The sequence below is a fragment of the Curtobacterium sp. MCJR17_043 genome, assembly GCF_003224315.2.
Lineage (GTDB): Bacteria > Actinomycetota > Actinomycetes > Actinomycetales > Microbacteriaceae > Curtobacterium.
In genome coordinates this window covers 2,646,000-2,667,047 of the sequence record NZ_CP126259.1, presented here as the reverse complement: position 1 = coordinate 2,667,047, position 21,048 = coordinate 2,646,000, and the positions used below count along the sequence as shown (strand labels likewise).

The following is a 21,048-nucleotide window of genomic DNA, read 5'->3' as shown; positions in this document are numbered from 1 at the left end:
GTCCGTCCGGGGACGAGGGCTACCCTGGGTCACGTGTCGAGCCGCATCTACATCACGTCAGCAGAAGGACACACCGGCAAGAGCACCGTCGCACTGGGGGGTGCTCGAGACCCTCGCCCGGACCGTGGGGCGTGTGGGGGGTCTTCCGACCGGTCGCGCGGTCGGTCGACGAACCCGACTACGTGCTCGAGCTGCTGCTCCAGCACACCGGCGTCGACATCCCCTACGACGACGCCGTCGGTGTCACGTACGACGACGTGCACGCGGACCCGGACGCCGCGCTCGCCACCATCCTCACCCGCTTCGCCGGGGTCGAGCGCCGCTGTGACGCCGTCGTCGTCCTCGGCTCCGACTACACCGACGTCGGCAGCCCGACGGAGCTGTCGTTCAACGCCAAGGTCGCGGCGAACCTCGGCGCACCCGTGCTGCTCGTGCTCGGCGGGCGCGACTCGGCGGAGCGCGCGGCCCGATCGGCGGACGGCATGGCGCAGGTCGCCGACGTCACGACGAGCGAACTCCGCGCCGAGCACGCCCAGCTCCTCGGCGTCGTCGTGAACCGCGCCGACCCGGACGCCCTCGACGCGATCGTCGCGAGCGTCAGCACCGCCGTGCACGACCACCACCCGGACGCCCCGGTGTGGGCGATCCCGGAGGACGCGGTCCTGGTCGCCCCGACCGTGCGTGCGCTCCTCGCGGCCACCGACGCGACGCTCGTCCGCGGCGACGAGGCGCTGCTCGACCGCGAGGCCCTCGGCACCGTCGTCGCCGGCATGAGCATGGAGAACGTCCTGCCGCGGCTCATCGAGGGCGGCATCGTCGTCGTGCCGGGCGACCGGAACGACGTCCTCATCGCCACGCTGCTCGCGAACCAGTCGGAGACGTTCCCGAGCCTGGCCGGCGTCATCCTCAACGGCGGGTTCGAGACCGCCCCGCAGGTCTCCCGGCTGCTCGAGGGCCTGTCGAGCTCCCTGCCGATCGCGCAGAACGCCCTGGGCACGTACGACACGGCGCTGCGGATCACGCAGACCCGTGGTCGTCTCGCCGCCGACTCCCCGCGCAAGGCCGACCTGGCACTGGCGCTGTTCGAGCGGCACGTCGACGCCGAGGCCCTGCGCGCCCGTCTGCAGCTCACGCCGTCGGGTGTCGTCACACCGCTCATGTTCGAGCACGGGCTCATCGACCGGGCCCGCGAGCACCGGAAGCACATCGTCCTGCCGGAGGGCGACGACGACCGCATCCTCCGCGCGGCCTCCACGCTCCTGCAGCGCCAGGTGTGCGCGCTCACGATCCTCGGCGACCCGGGCGCGATCCGGGCCCGGGCGACCGAGCTCGGACTCGACCTCGAGGGCGCACAGCTGCTGTCCCCGTTCGACCCCGAGCTCCGCGAGCGGTTCGCGCAGGAGTACACGGCACTGCGGGCGCACAAGGGCATGAGCGTCGAGCTCGCCCGCGACACGGTGACCGACGTGTCGTACTTCGGGACGATGATGGTGCAGCTCGGGCTCGCCGACGGCATGGTCTCCGGCGCGAAGCACACCACGGCCCACACCATCCGGCCGTCGTTCGAGATCATCAAGACCCGTCCGGACACCTCCATCGTGTCGAGCGTGTTCCTCATGGCCCTCGCCGACCGGGTCCTCGTCTACGGCGACTGCGCGGTGATCCCCGATCCGACGAGCGAGCAGCTCGCGGACATCGCGATCTCGTCCGCCGAGACCGCGACGCAGTTCGGCATCGAGCCGCGCGTCGCGATGCTCAGCTACTCCACCGGCGACAGCGGGTCCGGCGCCGACGTGGACAAGGTGCGCGCGGGCACCGCGTTCGTGCGGGAGCGTCGGCCGGACCTGCTCGTCGAGGGGCCGATCCAGTACGACGCCGCAGCCGACCCGACGGTCGCGAGCGCGAAGATGCCGGGTTCCCCGGTGGCCGGTCAGGCGACGGTGTTCATCTTCCCCGACCTCAACACGGGCAACAACACGTACAAGGCCGTGCAGCGGTCCGCCGGCGCCGTCGCGGTCGGTCCCGTCCTGCAGGGGCTCCGCAAGCCGATCAACGACCTCTCGCGCGGGGCCCTCGTCAGCGACATCGTGAACACGGTCGCGATCACCGCCATCCAGGCCGGCACCGCGGCCCCCGCACCCCGCACAGAAGGTGACCCCTCGTGAGCGCAGCACTCGTCGTCAACTCCGGCTCGAGTTCGTTCAAGTACCAGCTGGTCGAACTCGAGGACGAGCGCACCCTCGCCTCCGGCCTGGTCGAACGGATCGGCGAGTCGACCGGCTCGTGGAAGCACACGAACGCGCTGACGGGGGGAGACCTCGTCGAACGACAGCGCCGAGGTGCCCGACCACGCCGCCGGCTTCCAGGCGATGATCGACGCCTTCCGGAAGGTCGGCCCGTCCTTCGACGAGCACCCGCCGGCCGTCGTCGGGCACCGCGTCGTGCACGGCGGCACCCGCTTCGACGCCGCCACGGTCGTCACCGACGAGGTCGAGCAGCAGATCGACGACCTGTCGAGCCTCGCACCGCTCCACAACCCGGCCAACCTCGAGGGGATCCGGGCCGCGAAGCAGGTGTTCTCGGACGTCCCGCACGTGGCGGTCTTCGACACCGCGTTCCACCAGACCATGCCGCCGCACGCCTACACCTACGCGATCCCCGCCGACCTGGCCGAGCAGTACCAGATCCGCCGCTACGGCATGCACGGCACGAGCCACAAGTACGTGTCCGAGCAGGTCGCGGTGTTCCTGGACCGGCCGTTGTCCGAGTTGAAGACGATCGTGCTGCACCTCGGCAACGGGGCGTCCGCCGCGGCGATCGACGGCGGGAGGTCGATCGAGACGTCGATGGGTCTCACCCCGCTCGAGGGTCTCGTCATGGGCACCCGCTCGGGCGACCTCGACCCCGCCGTGCTCGTGCACCTGCACCGCGAAGCCGGCATGTCGTTCGAGGACCTCGACACGATGCTCAACAAGCGGTCCGGTCTGCTCGGCCTGACCGGCAGCGGTGACATGCGCGACGTGCAGGACGCCGCGACGAAGGGCGACGAGACGGCCGAGGCGGCGCTCGCCGTGTACCGGCACCGGATCCGTCGCTACGTCGGCGCGTACACCGCGCAGCTCGGCGGGCTGGACGCGGTCGTCTTCACCGCGGGTGTGGGGGGAGAACAACGCGCTGCTCCGGCGTCGTGTGCTGGCCGGTCTCGAACACCTCGGCATCGAGGTCGACCCGGACCGCAACGAACTCCACTCGAAGGAGGCACGTCGGATCTCCACGGACGCGTCCCGCGTCGCCGTCCTCGTCATCCCCACGAACGAGGAACTCGAGATCGCCCGGCAGTCGGCGGCCGTCGCGCTCTGAGGCGCGGCCGGCCTCAGCAGCGTCCGCAGCGGACGGCCAGGAGGCCCGTCCACCGGTCCGGTGGTGGGCCTCCTGGCCGTCGTCGGGTCGGCTCGGTCAGCCGAGCGCGTGCAGGGCCGCCGGGATGGGCGTGTCCCCGCTCGTGACCTCGAACTGCTGGCCCACCGCGCTGTCATCGAGGAGCGCGTGCAGGACCACCGCCGCCACGTCGGCGCGGGGGGATCGAGCCACGCGGCACCGTCCTGCCGACCGAGACAGTGCCCTGCGGCGGGGTGTCGAGCAGGGCGCCGGGACGGACGATCGTCCACCGGAACCGGCGCATCCGGACGTTGGCGTCCGCCTCCGCCTTCGCGCGGAGGTAGACCTGGAAGACGCCGTCCTCGTCCTCGGCGGGCAACCTCGCGGCCTCGGGGTCGTACGAGTCGGCGCCCATCGCCGAGATCATCACGTAGCGGTCGATGTCGAGGCGCACCGCGGCCTCCGCGAGCAGCACGGCCGCGTCCCGGTCGACCGAGAGCTTCCGCTCGGCGCCGCTGTTCGGCCCGGCACCGGCGGCGAAGACCACCGCGTCGAAGCCGCGGAGGCGGAGGGCGAGGTCCTCCTCCGACAGCTGCTCGAGGTCGGCGACGAGCGCCTTCGCGCCCGTCTGTTCGACGTCGGCGACGTGTGCTGGGTTGCGGACGATGCCGACGGCGTCGTGGCCGGCTTCGGTGATGAGGCGTTCGAGGATCAGGGCGATCTGCCCGTGGCCTCCGGCGATGGCGATCTTCATGCGTTCGATGCTGCTCCTCGCGTCCGGTAGAGTGTTCAGCGGCTCCTCACGTGACGCCATCCAGGCCAACTCCCCCCAGGGCGGAAACGCAGCAAGGGTAACCGGGCTCTGGCGGGTGCGTGAGGAGTCTTCTTCATTTCCTGGGGCGGCGTTGCGGGGGGAACCGGGGCTGTGCCGGTTCCGTGCGTGAGGGGTCTTCTTCATTTCCTGGGGCGGCGTTGCGGGGGGAACCGGGGCTGTGCCGGTTCCGTGCGTGAGGAGTCTTCTTCGTCTTCCGGGGCTGTGGAGAGCGGTGCCGAGGTGTCGGCGGTGCCGACTACCCTGGTCGCGTGGTCACCGCCCTGTATCGCCGTTACCGGCCCGAGAACTTCGCCGAACTCATCGGGCAGTCGCAGGTGACGGACCCCCTCCGCACGGCGCTCCGGACGAACCGCGTCAACCACGCGTACCTGTTCAGCGGGCCGCGCGGCTGCGGCAAGACCACCTCGGCGCGCATCCTCGCGCGCTGCCTGAACTGCGCCGAGGGCCCGACCGACACACCCTGCGGCGTCTGCCCCAGCTGCGTCGAACTCGCCCGCGGCGGCGGGGGATCGCTCGACGTCATCGAGATCGACGCCGCGAGCCACAACGGCGTCGACGACGCCCGCGACCTCCGCGACCGTGCGGTCTTCGCGCCCGCTCGCGACCGCTACAAGATCTTCATCCTCGACGAAGCGCACATGGTGACGCCGCAGGGCTTCAACGCCCTGCTCAAGCTCGTCGAGGAGCCGCCGGAGCACGTGAAGTTCATCTTCGCGACGACCGAACCCGAGAAGGTCATCGGCACCATCCGCTCGCGCACCCACCACTACCCGTTCCGGTTGGTCCCGCCCGCGACGATGCTCGAGTACATCGAGCAGCTGTGCGCGCAGGAGTCGGTGTCGGTCGCGCCGGGCGTGCTGCCGCTCGTCGTGCGCGCCGGCGGCGGGTCCGTGCGCGACACCCTGTCCCTGCTCGACCAGCTGATGGCCGGCAGCGAGGACGGTGCGATCGCCTACGAACGGGCCGTCGCGCTCCTCGGGTACACCGACGCCGCACTGCTCGACGACGTCGTCGACGCGCTCGCCGTGGCCGACCCGGCATCGGCGTTCTCGGCGATCGACCGCGTCGTGCAGACCGGACAGGACCCGCGGCGCTTCGTCGAGGACCTGCTCGAACGCCTCCGCGACCTGATCGTCGTCGCGGCCACGAACGAGAGCGCGGGCGCCGTGCTGCGCGGCGTCTCGCCCGAGGAGCTCGACACCATGTCCCGGCAGGCCGGGGTGTTCGGCGCGACGGCGCTGTCCCGCGGAGCCGACATCGCCAACCGTGCGCTCACCGAGATGACCGGGGCGACCTCGCCGCGACTGCACCTCGAACTCATGGTCGCGCGCATGCTCGTGCCGGAGTCCGACGACACCCAGCGCGGTGCGCTCGCACGTGTCGAACGGCTCGAGCGTCGCGTCGGCGTCGGCGACGCCGGGGGCCACCAGGCCGGACCGGCGGAGCTGCCGACGGCCGCTCCTGCCGCCGTCGCACCTGCTGCTGTTCCCGCCCGGCCGGCGACGGCCGCGCCGACCACGCCGACACCGGCGACGACGGCCGCGCAGGTACCGGCGGCACCCGCGACGTCGGCACCCGTGTCGGCGGCCCCCCGGTTCGACGACCAGCACGACCGCTCCGGTCGCCGGGTCCGCCCCTGCCGCAGGGACGTCCGAGCAGGCCGGGTCGCCGCCAGCCCCGACCGTCGACGCCGCCCGGAGCGCGGCGGCCTCGTGGGCTGCCGCCGTCCCCGAGAGCACTCCTGCGCCGGCGGCGTCCCCGTCCCCGCAGACCAGCGATGGCCAGGCGTCGCCGTCGTCCACCGGTGTCGGCACCGTGATCGGTGACGAGCCGGCCGTGCGGTCGGTCACCCCGGTCGGCCTCCAGCAGATGCGCGACACCTGGCCGCAGATCGTCGAGCACGTCCAACGGGCCAAGCGCTCCGCGTGGGCGGTCGTCGCGACGGCGCAGGTCACCGCGCTCAAGGACGACGTCCTCACGCTGACCTTCCCGAGCCAGCAGGACGTGGCGTCGTTCAAGGAGATGAGCGACCCGAACACGAGCGTCAGCGAGCACCTGCGTGCCGCGATCAACGACGTGCTCGGCTTCCGGGTGAAGTTCGTCGCCCGCGGGCCCGGAGGCGGTGCTGCCGGGGCCGGTGCGACGCGACCGCCGAGCCCGCCGACGCAGGCCGGGCCGACGCAGGCTGCTCCGGCGCAGGCGGCTCGGACGCAGGCTGCTCCCCAGGCCGGTGCGGGGCGAGCCGAGGCGCGCCAGGCAGCTCCGGCGCAGTCCGCCCGGACGCAGGACGCTCCGGCGCAGGCGGCGCCCGACCGACAGGGCGGCCCGAGCGGCGCAGCGGTGTCGCGCGCCCAGCAGGAGACGCCGAGCGCCGGTGCCTCGGCGCCGTCCGCCGGATCGCGACCCGCTGCCCGCCAGGGCACGACGGCGGACCGTCCGTCGGGCTCCGGCTCGACACCGGCCGTCGACCGCTCGGAGGGCCGGCCGACGGAGCGCACCGCCCCGCAGCGGGACACCACTGCCCGGCAGGACGCCGAGCCGCGGGACGCCGCTCAGCAGGACGCCGGCCCGGTAACGGAGTGGGCCGTCGCGACCATCCCCGCCTCGGACCCGACGGCCGGTGCCGTCCCCGAGGACATCGAGCCGTCGTGGGCCGCCCCCTTCGGTACCGTGCCCGCCGACGCAGCCGTCGCGCCGGCCGAGCGGACGGCGCCGCAGCCGGCGCCGGCCGCTGCTCTCGCCGCCTCGGGTCCGGTCGGTGCACCTGCCCGAACCGGGAGCGACGACCAGGCGATCCGTGCCGACGCGGTCACGCAGGGCGGGCCTCCCGGCCGAGACGCACCCCGGACCGCAGCCGGCGTCCCCTCGGATGCCGTACCGGTCGACGACTACCCGCTCGACGACGAGCCGTTCGACGACGGTGCGCCGCACCCGGACCCCGGTCCGGGTGGTGGTCGTCCGGCGCAGACGGCTCCGCAACGGCAGATGGCTCCGCAGCAGCAGACCGCTCCGCGTCAGCAGTCGGCGCCGCCGCGGACCGCGCAACCGTCCGGTGGCCAGCAGCAGCCCACCGCGCAGCAGGGGCAGCAGGCCGCCGGCAACCAGTCCGGTGTCCGCCGGACCGCCGTGCCCGGGCGCTACGGCGAGGCCGTCGTGCGTGAGATCCTCGGCGCGCAGTTCATCGAGGAGACGTCGCTGACCGAGGGGGGGTGTCTGATGTACGACGGCATCGTGCAGGACCTCATCGACGAGTTCGGGCGTCTGCCCGGCATCGGGCCGAAGTCGGCACAGCGCATCGCGTTCCACATCCTGCAGACCGAGTCCTTCGACCCGACACGGCTGTCCAAGCTCCTCGGCACGGTGAAGGAGAAGGTCCGGTTCTGCGAGGTGTGCGGCAACGTCACCGAGAACGTCCGGTGCAGCATCTGCCGCGACCCACGTCGGTCGCCGAGCACGATCTGCGTGGTCGAGGAGGCCAAGGACGTCGCGGCGATCGAGCGCACGCGGGAGTTCCGCGGGCTCTACCACGTGCTCGGCGGTGCGATCAGCCCGATCGACGGCGTCGGCCCGGACGACCTGCGCATCCAGCAGCTCATGGTGCGGCTCGCGGACGGGACCGTGGACGAGGTCATCATCGCCACCGACCCGAACCTCGAGGGCGAGGCGACAGCGACGTACCTCAGCCGCCTCCTCGTGCCGATGGGCATCCGGACGACCCGCCTGGCGTCCGGCCTGCCGGTCGGTGGTGACCTGGAGTACGCCGACGAGGTGACGCTCGGCCGCGCGTTCGAGGGTCGACGGGTCGTCGGCGGCTGATCCGACCGCGCGGGATCGTTGCGTCGCGACCCGCTCCGACGCAACATCCGAGGAACACCGGCTACGATCGTCGAGCCGCGTGACGTCGCGGTGAACCGTCCCCAGGAGTGCGTGCCCGTGGCCTTGATCGTGCAGAAGTTCGGTGGTTCGTCCGTCGCGGATGCCGAGAGCATCAAGCGCGTCGCGAAGCGCATCGTCGAGACGAAGAAGGCCGGCAACGACGTCGTCGTGGCGGTGTCCGCGATGGGGGACACCACCGACGAACTCGTCGACCTGGCGCACGAGGTCACCCCGATCCCGGCCGGGCGGGAGCTCGACATGCTCCTGACCGCGGGCGAGCGCATCTCGATGGCGCTCCTGGCGATGGCGATCAAGAGCCTCGGCGTCGAGGCCTCGTCGTACACGGGCAGCCAGGCGGGCATGCTCACCGACGCGCAGCACGGCAAGGCCCGCATCGTGGACGTCACGCCGAAGCGGGTGCGTGAGGCGCTCGACGCCGGCCACGTCGCGATCGTCGCGGGCTTCCAGGGCTTCAACCGGACCACCGGTGAGATCACGACGCTCGGACGCGGTGGTTCGGACACGACCGCCGTCGCCCTCGCCGCCGCGCTCGACGCCGACGTCTGCGAGATCTACACCGACGTCGACGGCATCTTCACCGCCGATCCGCGGATCGTCCCGAAGGCCCGGAAGATCGACCGCGTCACGACCGAGGAGATGCTCGAGCTCGCGGCGTCCGGCGCGAAGGTCCTCTACATCCGCGCCGTCGAGTACGCCCGACGGCACGGCGTCACCCTGCACGTCCGTTCCTCGTTCAGCAACGTCGAGGGCACCATCGTCTACAACCCTGCCGAGGGGGAAACCGTGGAAGAACCGATCATCACCGGCATCGCCGGAGACCTCTCCGAGGGCAAGATCACCGTCGTCGGGGTGCCCGACCAGCCCGGGAAGGCAGCCGAGATCTTCACGATCGTGGCGCGCGCCGGGGCGAACATCGACATGATCGTGCAGAACGTGTCGGCGGCCTCGACGGGGCGGACCGACATCTCGTTCACGCTGCCGAAGGACCAGGGGCAGAGCGTCCTCACCGCGCTCGAGGTGTCCAAGTCCGACATCGGGTACGAGGGCATCCAGTACGACGACCAGATCGGCAAGCTCGCACTGGTCGGTGCCGGCATGCGGACCAACGCGGGTGTCTCGGCGCAGCTCTTCCGGGCCCTGCACGACGCGTCCATCAACATCGAGATGATCTCGACCTCCGAGATCCGCATCTCGGTCGTGACCCGTGCCGACACCCTCAACGAGGCGATGCGCGTCGTGCACGAGGCGTTCGGGCTGGACGCCGACAACGAGGCCGTCGTCTACGCCGGCACCGGCCGCTGAACCGAGCAGGAGCACGACCATGACCGACACCCAGCTCACCGTCGCCGTCGTCGGCGCCACCGGACAGGTCGGCGCCGTGATGCGTCGGCTGCTCGAGGAGCGCGACTTCCCGGCCACCACGGTCCGGTTCTTCGCCAGCGCCCGTTCGGCCGGCACGACGCTGCCCTTCCGCGGCGAAGAGATCGTCGTCGAGGACTCCGAGACGGCCGACCCGTCCGGCATCGACATCGCCCTGTTCTCCGCGGGCGCGACCGCATCGCGCTCCCTCGCCCCGCGCTTCGCCGCCGCCGGCGCCCTGGTCATCGACAACTCCAGCGCGTGGCGGATGGACCCGCAGGTCCCGCTCGTGGTCAGCGAGGTGAACCCGGAGGCGATCGACGACGCCGAGAAGGGCATCATCGCCAACCCGAACTGCACGACGATGGCGATCATGCCGGTCCTCAAGGTGCTCGACACCGAGGCCGGCCTCCGTCGCCTCGTCGCCACGACGTACCAGGCCGTGTCCGGCAGTGGCCTGGCCGGGGTCGAGGAACTGCTCGGCCAGGCCCGCGCGGCGCTCGAGCAGGACACCGCGGCGCTGACCCACGACGGGTCCGCCGTCACCTTCCCGGAACCGGCGAAGTACGTCCGGCCGATCGCCTTCGACGTGGTCCCGCTCGCGGGCAGCATCGTCGAGGACGGCGAGGGCGAGACCGACGAGGAGAAGAAGCTCCGCAACGAGAGCCGGAAGATCCTCGACCTGCCGGACCTGCTGGTCGCCGGCACCTGCGTCCGTGTCCCCGTGTTCACCGGCCACTCGATCTCGGTGAACGCCGAGTTCGACCGTCCGCTGTCGCCGGAGCGCGCGACCGAGGTGCTCGCCGCCGCCCCCCGGCGTCGAGCTCTCCGACGTCCCGACGCCGCTGCAGGCGGCCGGGCAGGACCCGTCCTTCGTCGGACGCATCCGTGCCGACCAGTCCGCGCCCGAGGGACGCGGCCTGGCGCTCTTCGTCAGCAACGACAACCTCCGGAAGGGCGCCGCGCTCAACGCGGTCCAGATCGCCGAGACGGTGGTCGCCAAGCGGACGGTCACCGTCTGACCCGACGGCCGCACGACGGACGGGAGGTGGGCCCCGCCGGCCGGTACCGGCGGGACGCGCCAACGGCGCGACGGCCGTGCCTGGAGGGACGGTGCCGGCTGGTACCGCGCCTCCCGTCGTCGGACAGGCAGCGGCGGTAGGCTCGACGGGTGGCAGTGAAGCAGGTGGACCCCATCGATGTCGTCCTCGTCGGCGGAGGGATCATGAGCGCCACGCTCGCCGCGATCATCCACCGGCTCGAGCCGGACTGGACGATCCGCGTGTACGAGCGGCTGGGCAGCGCGGCGCAGGAGTCCTCCAACCCGTGGAACAACGCCGGGACGGGCCACTCGGCGCTCTGCGAGCTCAACTACACGCCCGAGCTCCCCGACGGCCGCGTGGACATCGCGAAGGCCGTGACGGTCAACGAGCAGTTCCAGGTGTCCCGGCAGTTCTGGTCGCACCTGGTCGAGGACGGGACGTTGCCCGACCCGACGAGCTTCATCAACCCGACGCCGCACATCTCCTTCGTGTGGGGCGCGGACAACGTCGCGTACATGCGCGCGCGCTACGACGCCATGAAGGACCACCCGCTCTTCGCCGGGCTCGAGTACAGCGAGGACGCCGAGCAGATCCGGAAGTGGGCACCGGCCCTCATCCCGGGGCGCAAGAAGGACCAGCCGATCGCGGCGACGTACTCGGCGGCGGGCTCCGACGTCGACTTCGGGTCCCTCACCCGGCAGCTCTTCGACCAGCTCGAGATCGACGGCCTGCAGTTCGAACCGTCGCACCGCGTGACGAAGATCGCCCGCTCGAAGGTCTCCGACGGCTGGGTGCTCGACGTCCGCAACGAGGTCGGTCGCTCGAAGCAGCGCATCGCGGCGAAGTTCGTGTTCGTCGGTGCCGGCGGCGGGGCGCTGCAGCTGCTGCAGAAGTCCGGCATCCCGGAGATCCGCGGCTACGGCGGCTTCCCGGTGTCCGGCGAGTTCCTGCGCACCGACGACCCGGAGGTGGTGCAGAAGCACGCGGCGAAGGTCTACGGCAAGGCGAGCGTGGGGGGCTCCGCCGATGTCGGTGCCGCACCTGGACACCCGCATCGTCGACGGGCAGGCGTCGCTCATGTTCGGACCGTACGCGGGGTTCAGCCCGAAGTTCCTCAAGCAGGGGTCGGTGCTCGACCTGTTCACGTCGATCCGCCCGCACAACCTCCGTCCGATGCTCGCGGTCGCGTTCTCCAACTTCGACCTGGTGAAGTACCTGGTCGGGCAGCTCCTGGCCTCGAAGCGCACGAAGTTCGACGCGCTCCGCGAGTTCATGCCGAGCGCGCGGCCGGAGCACTGGCACCGCATCACCGCGGGGCAGCGGGTGCAGGTCATCAAGCCGGACCCCGAGAAGGGCGGTGTCCTGCAGTTCGGCACGCAGGTCATCACGTCCGGGGACGGGTCGATCGCCGGCCTGCTCGGTGCCTCCCCCGGGAGCGTCCACCGCGGTCCCGATCATGCTCGGGCTGCTGCAGCGGTGCTTCCCGGACCGGTGGGACGGCTGGCAGGCGTCGGTGCGTGAGATGGTGCCGACGTACGGTCAGGACCTCGGCGACGACGCGGCCCTGGCGAGCGCCACGCTGGACCGTACGGCGGCGGTGCTGGGCCTGCACCGCTGACGTCCCCCCTCCTTGCACCTCGTTCGAACATGTGTTCGAATGGGAGCATGCGTTGGGACGGGCAGGCGATCACGGCCGAGCGGAGCGACATGCTCCCCGGACTCGAGTCGAACAGCGGGTTCGTCCGGAGCGTGACGACCCCTGAGTTCGTCGGGGTGACCTTCCACGAGGTCCTGGCGAAGTCCGCGCTGAACAAGGTCGGGGGGAGCGGACGGCGGCACGTGGGGGGTGGACGATCAACCCCTACCGCGGCTGCAGTCATGCCTGCGTGTACTGCTTCGCCCGTCCGACCCACACCTACCTGGAGTTCGACGGCGGGGCGGACTTCGACCAGCAGATCGTCGTGAAGACGAACGTCGCCGACGTGCTCACTCGGGAACTCGCGAAGCCGAGCTGGGACCGGCACCCGGTCGCCCTCGGCACGAACACCGACCCGTACCAGCGCGCAGAGGGACGGTACCGGCTCATGCCCGGGATCATCCGCGCCCTGGCCGACTCCGGCACGCCCTTCAGCATCCTCACCAAGGGCAGTCTGCTCCGACGGGACATCCCGCTCCTGGTCGAAGCCGCGAAGTCCGTCCCGGTCGACATCGCGATGTCCATCGCGGTGTACGACGACGACCTGCAGCAGTCCGTCGAGCCCGGCACCCCGACGACCTCTGCACGCCTGGCCACGGTACGGGCGGTCCGCGACGCCGGGCTCGACTGCTCGGTGTTCCTCATGCCGGTCCTGCCGTACATCACGGACACGCGGGCGCACCTGCAGGACGCGGTCGGGCGCGCGGCTGCCTCCGGTGCGACGAGCCTGATGTACTCGGCGCTGCACCTCAAGCCCGGCATCAAGCCGTGGTGGTACGAGTGGCTGGGCCGGACGCACCCCGACCTCGTGGGGCGCTACCGGGCCATGTACCTCGACAACACGTACGCGCCGAAGGACTACCGGCGCTGGTTGGCCGAGCGGGTCCGGCCGATCCTGCACGAGCACGGCCTGTCCCTGGGGAAGGTCGACCCGGCGACCGGATCGATGGGGTTCTCGGACGACGCCGTGCCCCGGACGTCGGACCAGTCGCCGCTCAAGCGCGCGGACCCCGGGTACGCCCACCGCGCCGAGTACCGGCCGTCGAACGGGCTCGGCCCGGGCGCCGGGGCCCCCCGGTGTGGCCGCTTCTGCCCCGGCCTCGGCGGGGGGCGGGTCGGCCGACGGGCCCGACCCGGCTGACGGAGGCGACCCGTCCGACGGGTGCGGTCCGCGAGACGGGTGCGGTCCGCACGGCGGAACCGCGTCTCTTCTGATCGTCGATCCCGCTTCCGGGGGGACAGTGGCCCGTCGGTGGTCGCCGTTACCATGGACGAGTCCGCCGCCTGGCGATCTGATCGGGGTACACACCAGCACCCATCGTGGTTGGATCGAAGACGGCGCCCCCCGCCGCTGACGGACCACCCCACGGTCTGACGCGGCGGTGAGCACTCGGAGTCCGAGTGCTCCGTGTCCCCTCGACCGCACGGAAGGACAGCCCCGGTGCTCGGCATCCCCACGCATCTCGCGCCACGGGTGAACGCGTGGTCGACCGTGCGCGCCTTCCACGCAGCCGCGATCGGGTCCCTCGTCGCCGCTGCGCTCCTGCTGCTGCTCTACCGCGTCGACGCTCCGACGGACCACGTCCTCGGCGCGGTGCTCGCCGTGGTCCCCATGCTCGTGATGATCGGTGTGCACGTCCACGTCGGCACCTGGCGGTCGGCGGCTGCGTTCCTCGTCGTCGGGGGGATCTGCGCGTACTGGTTCGCGACCGTCGTGCAACGCGAACTCGCCGGGGTCCCGTGGGTCACCTCGTACCTGCTCTCCCTGGTCGTCGTGCCGCTCGTGCTCATCGGCGGCACCGGCAGCGGGACGCTCCGCGTGGTGCTCTGGTCGGTGTCCGGCTTCGTCGTGGGCCGGGTCGTGACGTCGGTCGTCGCCGCACAGGCCGGCGGCCCCGACCACCCGCTCGTGCTCGCGTGGGTGACGCTCGGGTTCGTCATCGGTCTCGTGGTGGCGGTGAACCGGTCGACCAGGCGGTCCGAGCGCATCCAACCCGAGCTGCTGCGGTCGGCCCGCGAAGAGCACGTGACGGCGTACCGGGCGGGGATCGAGGCCGAAGCCGCGGCGATCCTGCACGACACCGTCCTGAACCACCTCAACGCGATCGCGTTGGCGCCGGCCGGTCCGATGGACGAGCACCTCGTGCAGACGATGGAGGCGGACGTCGCGATGCTCACCGGGCGTGCCTGGCTCGCGGCGGACGGTCCGGCGGCGGACGACGGCGCCGACGACACGACCACGGTCGCGGTCGCGGCCTTCGACCGCATGCTCGACGAGCAACGGTCCACGGGGTTGCAGATCACCGTGACCGGTGACCCGGTGTCGGTCGCCCGGCTCGACCCACAGGCGATGACCGCGGTGCTCCGTGCGGTCGCCCAGTGCCTGACGAACGTCCGCAAGCACGCCGGCACCGACGCGGCCGAGGTCAGCGTCTTCGACGACGGCCTGGCGTGCACCGTGATGGTCGTGGACGACGGGCGCGGGTTCGACGAACAGGCCACCGGAGCCGACCGCATGGGGCTCCGCAACTCGGTCCGCGAGCGCATCGGCCGGGTCGGCGGGGACGTGCAGGTGTGGTCCTCGCCCGGGTCGGGGACGAGCGTCATGATGAGCGTGCCGTACGGGTCGGCGAACGCTCCCGTGCCCCTCCGACCGCACGACGACGTGGAGCGGGCCTCGTGAGCCGCACCACGCGCCGCGGTCCGGGACGACGGACCGCGCAGCAGTACGACCCGCTCGGCGCGATGGGGTCCCGACCGCTCGCGGTCGTCCTCGGCGCCGGCGGCGTGCTCTGGGCCTCCCTGGTGTCGATCCTCGACCGGGACGTGGTCGGCGCGCCGACGTTGAGCGCCCTGACCGTCCTGTTGCTCGCCGCCTCCGCGGTCGTCGTGTTCAGCGCCTCCAGTCCGTTCCGGGCGCCCTTCACCCGGTGGGCGTTCGTCGCCCACGTCGCACTGCTCGCGCTCGCGACCGTGACCGCGGCGGCCGCGCAGTGGGGTCCCGACCGGTCGCTCGTGAACGACTTCATGGTGCTGCTCGGTGCGATCGGCATCGTGGTCGTCGCCCCGTACCGTCCGTGGACGGACCTCGTCGCGGGCGGTCTCGCCCTCGCCGTCGTGGGGGCCGCCACCGGTGGGGCGGTCGCGTTCGTGCACCCTGCGGGCGTCCCGGTGCCGGTCGCGGCGTTCCTGGCTGCCGCTCCGACCCTCGTCCTCACCGCCGCGTCGGCCGTGTTCGCCCACACCTTCGCCGGTCTGGCGGAGCGCGTGCAGATCCGTGCGGGGTCGTACTCGGTGGAACGTGCCGAACGCGACGGCATCACGTCGAGCGTGCAGCAGGACCGGTCGACGATCCTCGCGCGGGACGTCGCCCCCCTTCTTCGCCGAGCTCCGCACGCGGACGACGCTGACGGACGCGGACCGGGCGCGGGCACGGGCCATCGCCGACGGCATCCGGCAGGTCATGGTCGCCGAGGCGGACCGCACGTGGTTGGAGTACGCCGTGCGCATCGCGGGGGGACCCCGCCGCCACCGTCGTCGACCCGCTCGGCCTCGCTGCGGCGATGGACGCCGACCAGCGGACCGTCGTCCGGACCTTCGTGCGCGTGGTGCTCGCGGCCGACACCGTCGACCCGGCCGGCGTCCGGGTGACGGTCGCGCCTCCCGACCCGTCGGCTGCGGGCAGCGCGGTCACGATGACCTTCGACGTCGCCGTGGCCGACTCCGACGTCGGCATCCACCGGGCGTTCGATCCGTACGTCGCCGTGCTCCGCGTGACGTTCCCGGACCTCGACGTCGCCGTCCGACCATCGTCCCTGACATTAAGGTTCTCGTATGACCAGCACTGACCCGACCCGGTTCCCGGAGGGCGGTCCCGCCATGCCGGCCCCGGGTTCCCGCCGGGTGCGTTTGGCCATCCTCGACGACCACGAGGTCCTGCTCGACAGCCTGTCGAGCTGGATCGCGGTGAACGCCTTCGACTTCGACCTGGCCCTCACCGCACACACCTGGCTCGAGATGGTGCACAGCGACAGCTTCCCGACCGACCTGGTGTTCCTCGACTTCCAGCTCAAGGAGCCGGTGTCGATCGAGGCCCGCGTCCGCACGTGCCGAGCAGCCGGGGCGAAGGTGATCGTCCTGTCGAGCGTCGACGCCCGCGAGTCCCGCGACCGCTCCCTCGCAGCCGGTGCGGCGGCGTTCCTCTCGAAGTCCCTGCCGATGCGCGAGGTGATGGACATCGCGCGTGAGGTGATGGGCGTGGCGCGCGAGACGCCGGCACAGCGCGAATGGCGTCCGCTGCCGACGGGGGCGAGCGCCCACCAGCGTCCGAAGCTCAGCCACGGCGAGGAGGAAGCGCTCCGCCTGTACGTGTCGGGCTACTCGACGAACGAGGTCGCGGCGCAGATGAACGTGCAGTACGAGACCGCCAAGACGTACCTCCGCCGTGTCCGTGAGAAGTACGCGAAGGTCGGCCGTCCGGCGTCGAAGAAGTCCGACCTCATCCGTCGCGCGGCGGAGGACGGGTTCCTCGCGTAGTGGCCAAGCTCTACTTCCGCTTCGGCGCGATGAACAGCGGCAAGAGCACCGGGCTCCTGCAGGCCGCGTACAACTACGAGGAGCGCGGCCAGCGCGTCCTGCTCGCCAAGCCCAGCGTCGACACCAAGGGCGACCGCGAGATCGTCTCGCGGCTCGGTGTGACGCGGACCGTGGACGTCGTGCTCCCCGCCGAGGCGGACGTCCGTGCTGCGGTGGCCGAGGCGGGCGCGACCGATCCGGAGTCGGCAGCACTCGACGGCATGGTCCGGCCGGTCAGCTGTGTGCTCGTGGACGAGGCGCAGTTCCTCACGCCCCGGCAGGTCGACGACCTGCTCCGGATCGCCGTCCTCGACGAGATCCCCGTCCTCGCGTACGGCATCCGCACCGACTTCCGCACCGAGGCGTTCCCCGGCAGCCGTCGCCTCCTCGAAGTCGCGCACTCCCTCGAGGAACTCAAGACCATCTGCCGCTGCGGGCGCAAGGCCGTGTTCAACGCCCGGAAAGTCGACGGCCGGTTCGTGTTCGACGGGTCACAGGTCGCGATCGACGGCGTCGACGTCGAGTACGAGTCACTCTGCGCCAACTGCTACCTCACCGAGTCCGGCGGCCGGTTGGACGGCGAGACCGGACACTGAGCCCGGTCCGGACAGGAGAGCCCGGTCCGGACAGGAGGCGCAGACCGGACCGATCCCGGGCCTCCCATCCAACACGTGTCCCGGAATGGGCGCGCGACGCGGCGCGTTGGTGTGGACATGAGTGACGCACCCCTGCACCTTTCCGTCCTCGACCTCGCGACGCGCGAGTACGGGCAGTCGAACACCGAGGCCCTGCAGGGCTCGATCGACATGGCCGTCCGGGCCGAACAGCTTGGCTACGAGCGCTTCTGGGTCGCGGAACACCACGGCATGCCGGGCATCACCTCGTCCGCGCCGGCGGTCTTGCTGAGCGCCGTTGGTGCCGCGACCTCCACGATTCGCATCGGTTCCGGTGGCGTCATGCTGCCGAACCACGCCCCGCTCGTCATCGCGGAGCAGTTCGGCACCCTCCGAGCGCTGTACGGCGACCGCGTCGACCTCGGCATCGGCCGCGCGCCCGGGACGGACGGGGCGACCGCGATGGCCCTCCGGCGGACGGACCGGCTCGACGTCGACGACTTCCCGCAGCAGCTGGCCGACCTGGTCGGCTTCTTCACCGGTATGGAGGAGTCGAACCCGCTCGCCCGCATCCGTGCCGTGCCCGGTTACGGCGACGTCCCGGAGTTCTGGCTGCTCGGGTCGTCGGGCTACAGTGCACAGGTCGCCGGGGCGCTGGGGATCCCGTTCGCCTTCGCGCACCACTTCGCGTCCGACAACACGGAGGCGGTGCTCGCGCTGTACCACCAGGCGTTCCGACCCTCGCGTTTCCGTTCCGAGCCGCTCGCGTTGATCGGCGTGCAGGTCGTCACCGACGAGGACCCGGCCGTCGTGGACGAGCAGAGCGCGCCCGGGATGATCTCGTTCATCCGCATGCGTCAGGGCGCGAAGCCCGAGCCGGTCTCGATGGAGGAGGCGCGCGCGTACGAGTTCTCCGACCTCGAGCGACGGTTCATCGCCGCCCGGACGGAACGTCAGGCGTACGGCTCCCGCGACCAGGTCGCGGCGAAGATCAACGAGTTGGTCGAGTCGACCGGCGCCGACGGGGTGATCGTCGCTCCCGGGGCCGCGCAGGCACGCTACCGGCACCAGGCGCTCGAGGTCGTGGCGGGGCTGCACGCCGAGGGGCGGCTCGTCCGGCCGGGCGTCGCCGTCGCCTGACGCCGCGCGGACCGGGTGCGCGTCAGCGCGCAGCTTGGACCGTCCGCACGACGCCGGCTTGCGCGACGCGGGCTTGCGTGGCGCGTTCTGGACGTGCACAACAGGAACCGGCCCGAACCACGGACTCCCGTGGTTCGGGCCGGTTCCTGTTGTGCCGACGAAGTCCGGCGGCGCCGGAGAACTCCGGGAACGGCGAAGGCCCCGGCTTCCTGAGAAGCCGGGGCCTTGTGTGTCGGGGTGACAGGATTTGAACCTGCGACCTCGTCGTCCCGAACGACGCGCGCTACCAAGCTGCGCCACACCCCGCGGTGTGATCACTCCGTTCCCGGAGCAACCCCAGAAGTCTATCCGATGATCGGGGGGTGCTCACGACCACGCGGTGTCAGCCGGGCGCGTCGCGATCGACGGGGGGAGCGGTCAGGTCCGGGCCGTCAGCGTGACGACGACCGCCTCCGGCCGGACGGCGAACCGCACGGGCGCGTAGATCGAGGTCCCGAGTCCGGCCGAGACGTTCAACCAGGACCAGTGCGTGCGGTTCTGCCACTGGTGCAGGCCGCTCGCGTACCGGCGCGGCAGGTCCGAGTTCGTCACGAGCGCGCCGACGCCCGGGACGGCCACCTGGCCGCCGTGCGTGTGCCCGGCGAAGACGATGTCCGCGCCCTGTGTCACGAAGGCGTCCAGGACGCGACGGTAGGGCGCGTGCGTGATGCCGATGGAGACGGGGGGAGGGGCCGCTCTCGTCCTCCGACCACGGCACCTCGGAGCGCATCTCGTCGACGTTCGCCGGCAGGAGGTCGAGCCGGTCCCAGTCGCGGTGTGCGTCCGACGTGCCGAAGAGCTCGAAGCGTGACCCGCGGATCTCGACGGCGCGGGCGTGGTCGTTGAGGTCCAGCCACCCGAGGGACTCGAAGAAGGCCGTCTGGCGGTCCACGTCGAGCTTCGCCGGCTCGGCATGGGCCCGCATGGTGCTCGGCCCGGCGAGGTACTGCGCGGGGTTGCGGGGTGACGGTGCGAAGAAGTCGTTCGACCCGTAGACGAAGGCGCCCGGGATCCCGCGGAACGGCTCGAGGGCGTACTCGACGGCGGCGTTCGCGGTCGCGTGGCCGAGGTTGTCGCCGGTGTTCACGATGAAGTCCGGCTCGACCAGGCTGAGGTCGCGGATCCACTGCTGCTTGTCCGCCTGCCACGGGGCCATGTGGATGTCGGACAGGTGCAGGACGGTGACGTCCCGGGAGCCGACCGGCAGCACCGGGACGGTCTCCCACCGGAGGGTGTACGCGCGGCGCTCCACGAGGGAGCCCCAGGCGGCGGAGGCGACTCCGAGCGCGGCGCCCGCGGCGAGGACGCCGAGGGCACCACGCGCTCGGGTCACCGGCAGCCCTTCGGCGACTTGCCGTTCTTGTTGCCGTACACGGACAGGGTGATCCCGGTGTCCTTCGACACCGCCGTGCCCTGGCCGGGGTCGACCGCGGCCACGAGGCACTCGTTGTCGCCGTTCCCCTTGGGGTAGTCCTTCGACACGGAGACGTTCGTGAACCCGGCGTCGGCGAGGGCGTCCTGCGCGTCGCCGATCTGCTTGCCGGTCACCTCGGGGATGGCGGTCTGTGAACCGTCGGTCGTGTACACGGTCACGCTCGACCCCTTGGAGAGCTGCAGCCCGGCTGCCGGGTTGGTCGAGAGGACCGTGCCCGGCGTACCGCCGCCGGCCTGGACGCCGCCGTCCACGTAGGTCAGGCCGGCCGCTGCGATCGCTGCGCGAGCCGCCTCCGGGGTCTGACCCTGGACGTTCGGCACCGCGACGCTGTTGCCGCGGATTGCGGCGGGCGACGGGTCGGCGAACTGACCACCCGGGTACTGCGTGTTCACGATCGTCTGCGCCTGGCGCCACAGTGCCGTGCGGGAGCCGGCGTAGGCGCCGTTCGGGCCGTAGACGTAGCGGAGGTTCTGCTTGCCGACGGTGTTGCCCAACCACGCGGCGGTCGCGACCTTCGTGGTGGCCCCGACGAGCCAGATCTGGTCGGCCTCGTCAGTCGTACCGGTCTTGCCGAACTCGTCGAAGCCGTCCGCGGTCCGAGCACCGGGAGCGGTGCCGATGGTCATGACCTTCTTCAGCGCGTAGATGGCCGTCGCCGCGACCTGCGGGTCGATGGCCTGCGTGCAGTCCTTCTCCTGGCCGCCGAGGGACTTGCCGTCCGCGTTCGTCACGTTGTCGATCGCGATGGGACGGCAGAACGTGCCGTTGTTCGCGATGCCGGCGTAGGCCGCCGCCATGGTGAGCGGCGCGATGTAGTTCGTGCCCAGCACGAACGACGCGTTCGTCCGGACCGAGGTCGTCGTCTTCTTCGAGGTGTCGTCCGCGAACTCGGCCGAGGTCTCGCGCGGGGCGGCGAGGTGCACGCCGAGCGACTCCGCGGTCTTGCGGATGTCGCAGTAGTCGAGCTTCTGCGCCATGTTCACGTAGGAGACGTTCACCGAGCGGTAGGTCGCGTTCTCGACGGTCATGTTGCCGCC

11 protein-coding genes, 1 tRNA gene, 1 other RNA gene and 6 pseudogenes are annotated in these 21,048 nt (G+C 71.6%); 15 read left to right on the top strand and 4 right to left on the bottom strand.

Annotation, left to right across the window (positions count from 1 at the left end; genetic code table 11):
• Positions 1-33 precede the first annotated feature (33 nt).
• Positions 34-2,165 (top strand): annotated as a pseudogene (gene pta / locus DEJ15_RS13715) (phosphate acetyltransferase).
• Positions 2,162-3,360: pseudogene (locus tag DEJ15_RS19660) on the top strand (acetate/propionate family kinase). The pseudogenes pta and DEJ15_RS19660 overlap by 4 nt, the downstream one beginning before the upstream one ends.
• A 172-nt stretch (positions 3,361-3,532) precedes the next feature.
• Here DEJ15_RS19660 and DEJ15_RS13705 read toward each other — a convergent pair.
• The gene (locus tag DEJ15_RS13705; protein ID WP_284175140.1) at positions 3,533-4,132 is read right to left on the bottom strand and encodes an NAD(P)H-binding protein; all 600 of its coding nucleotides are present in this window, start codon (positions 4,130-4,132) and stop codon (positions 3,533-3,535) included.
• Positions 4,133-4,169: 37 nt separating this feature from the next.
• Here DEJ15_RS13705 and ffs point away from each other — a divergent pair.
• From ffs to DEJ15_RS13640, 13 genes and pseudogenes are all read left to right on the top strand, one after another.
• An RNA gene (ffs, locus tag DEJ15_RS13700) (signal recognition particle sRNA small type) lies at positions 4,170-4,267 on the top strand.
• Between the two features lie 194 nt (positions 4,268-4,461).
• Positions 4,462-5,896 (top strand): annotated as a pseudogene (locus DEJ15_RS13695) (DNA polymerase III subunit gamma and tau); the annotation flags it as partial.
• Positions 5,897-7,429: 1,533 nt separating this feature from the next.
• A complete protein-coding gene (gene recR, locus DEJ15_RS13690; RefSeq protein WP_110824601.1) occupies positions 7,430-8,029 on the top strand; it encodes a recombination mediator RecR in 600 nt (199 codons plus the stop codon).
• Positions 8,030-8,146: 117 nt separating this feature from the next.
• The gene (locus tag DEJ15_RS13685; RefSeq protein WP_110824600.1) at positions 8,147-9,412 is read left to right on the top strand and encodes an aspartate kinase; all 1,266 of its coding nucleotides are present in this window, start codon (positions 8,147-8,149) and stop codon (positions 9,410-9,412) included.
• Between the two features lie 19 nt (positions 9,413-9,431).
• Positions 9,432-10,491: pseudogene (locus DEJ15_RS13680) on the top strand (aspartate-semialdehyde dehydrogenase).
• Positions 10,492-10,694: 203 nt separating this feature from the next.
• Positions 10,695-12,130: pseudogene (locus tag DEJ15_RS13675) on the top strand (malate:quinone oxidoreductase).
• Between the two features lie 47 nt (positions 12,131-12,177).
• Positions 12,178-13,349: pseudogene (locus DEJ15_RS13670) on the top strand (Rv2578c family radical SAM protein).
• A 300-nt stretch (positions 13,350-13,649) separates the two neighbouring features.
• Complete coding sequence (locus DEJ15_RS13665; protein WP_110824596.1) at positions 13,650-14,891, top strand: sensor histidine kinase; 1,242 nt, start codon at positions 13,650-13,652, stop codon at positions 14,889-14,891.
• Positions 14,888-15,859, top strand: coding sequence for a hypothetical protein (locus tag DEJ15_RS13660; RefSeq protein ID WP_284175138.1), 972 nt, complete (start codon positions 14,888-14,890; stop codon positions 15,857-15,859). The genes DEJ15_RS13665 and DEJ15_RS13660 overlap by 4 nt, the downstream gene beginning before the upstream one ends.
• Positions 15,817-16,056 carry a hypothetical protein gene (locus DEJ15_RS13655; protein ID WP_284175137.1) on the top strand — a complete coding sequence of 80 codons (240 nt, stop codon included), beginning with the start codon at positions 15,817-15,819 and terminating at the stop codon, positions 16,054-16,056. The genes DEJ15_RS13660 and DEJ15_RS13655 overlap by 43 nt, the downstream gene beginning before the upstream one ends.
• Entirely contained in the window at positions 16,043-16,744 is a 702-nt protein-coding gene (locus DEJ15_RS13650; RefSeq protein ID WP_258365935.1) for a DNA-binding response regulator, read from the top strand. Before DEJ15_RS13655 ends, DEJ15_RS13650 begins: the two co-directional genes overlap by 14 nt.
• Positions 16,744-17,379, top strand: a complete 636-nt coding sequence (locus DEJ15_RS13645) for a thymidine kinase (RefSeq protein ID WP_110824594.1) — start codon at positions 16,744-16,746, stop codon at positions 17,377-17,379. The genes DEJ15_RS13650 and DEJ15_RS13645 overlap by 1 nt, the downstream gene beginning before the upstream one ends.
• A 117-nt stretch (positions 17,380-17,496) precedes the next feature.
• The gene (locus tag DEJ15_RS13640) at positions 17,497-18,537 is read left to right on the top strand and encodes an LLM class flavin-dependent oxidoreductase (protein WP_110824829.1); all 1,041 of its coding nucleotides are present in this window, start codon (positions 17,497-17,499) and stop codon (positions 18,535-18,537) included.
• A gap of 232 nt (positions 18,538-18,769) precedes the next feature.
• Here the strand turns inward: DEJ15_RS13640 and DEJ15_RS13635 are convergent.
• The 3 genes from DEJ15_RS13635 to DEJ15_RS13625 form a co-directional block, all read right to left on the bottom strand.
• A tRNA-Pro gene (locus tag DEJ15_RS13635) sits at positions 18,770-18,843 on the bottom strand.
• Between the two features lie 76 nt (positions 18,844-18,919).
• A complete protein-coding gene (locus tag DEJ15_RS13630; protein ID WP_349814717.1) occupies positions 18,920-19,909 on the bottom strand; it encodes a metallophosphoesterase in 990 nt (329 codons plus the stop codon).
• Positions 19,906-21,039, bottom strand: a complete 1,134-nt coding sequence (locus tag DEJ15_RS13625; RefSeq protein ID WP_284175136.1) for a PASTA domain-containing protein — start codon at positions 21,037-21,039, stop codon at positions 19,906-19,908. Before DEJ15_RS13625 ends, DEJ15_RS13630 begins: the two co-directional genes overlap by 4 nt.
• Positions 21,040-21,048 lie beyond the last annotated feature (9 nt).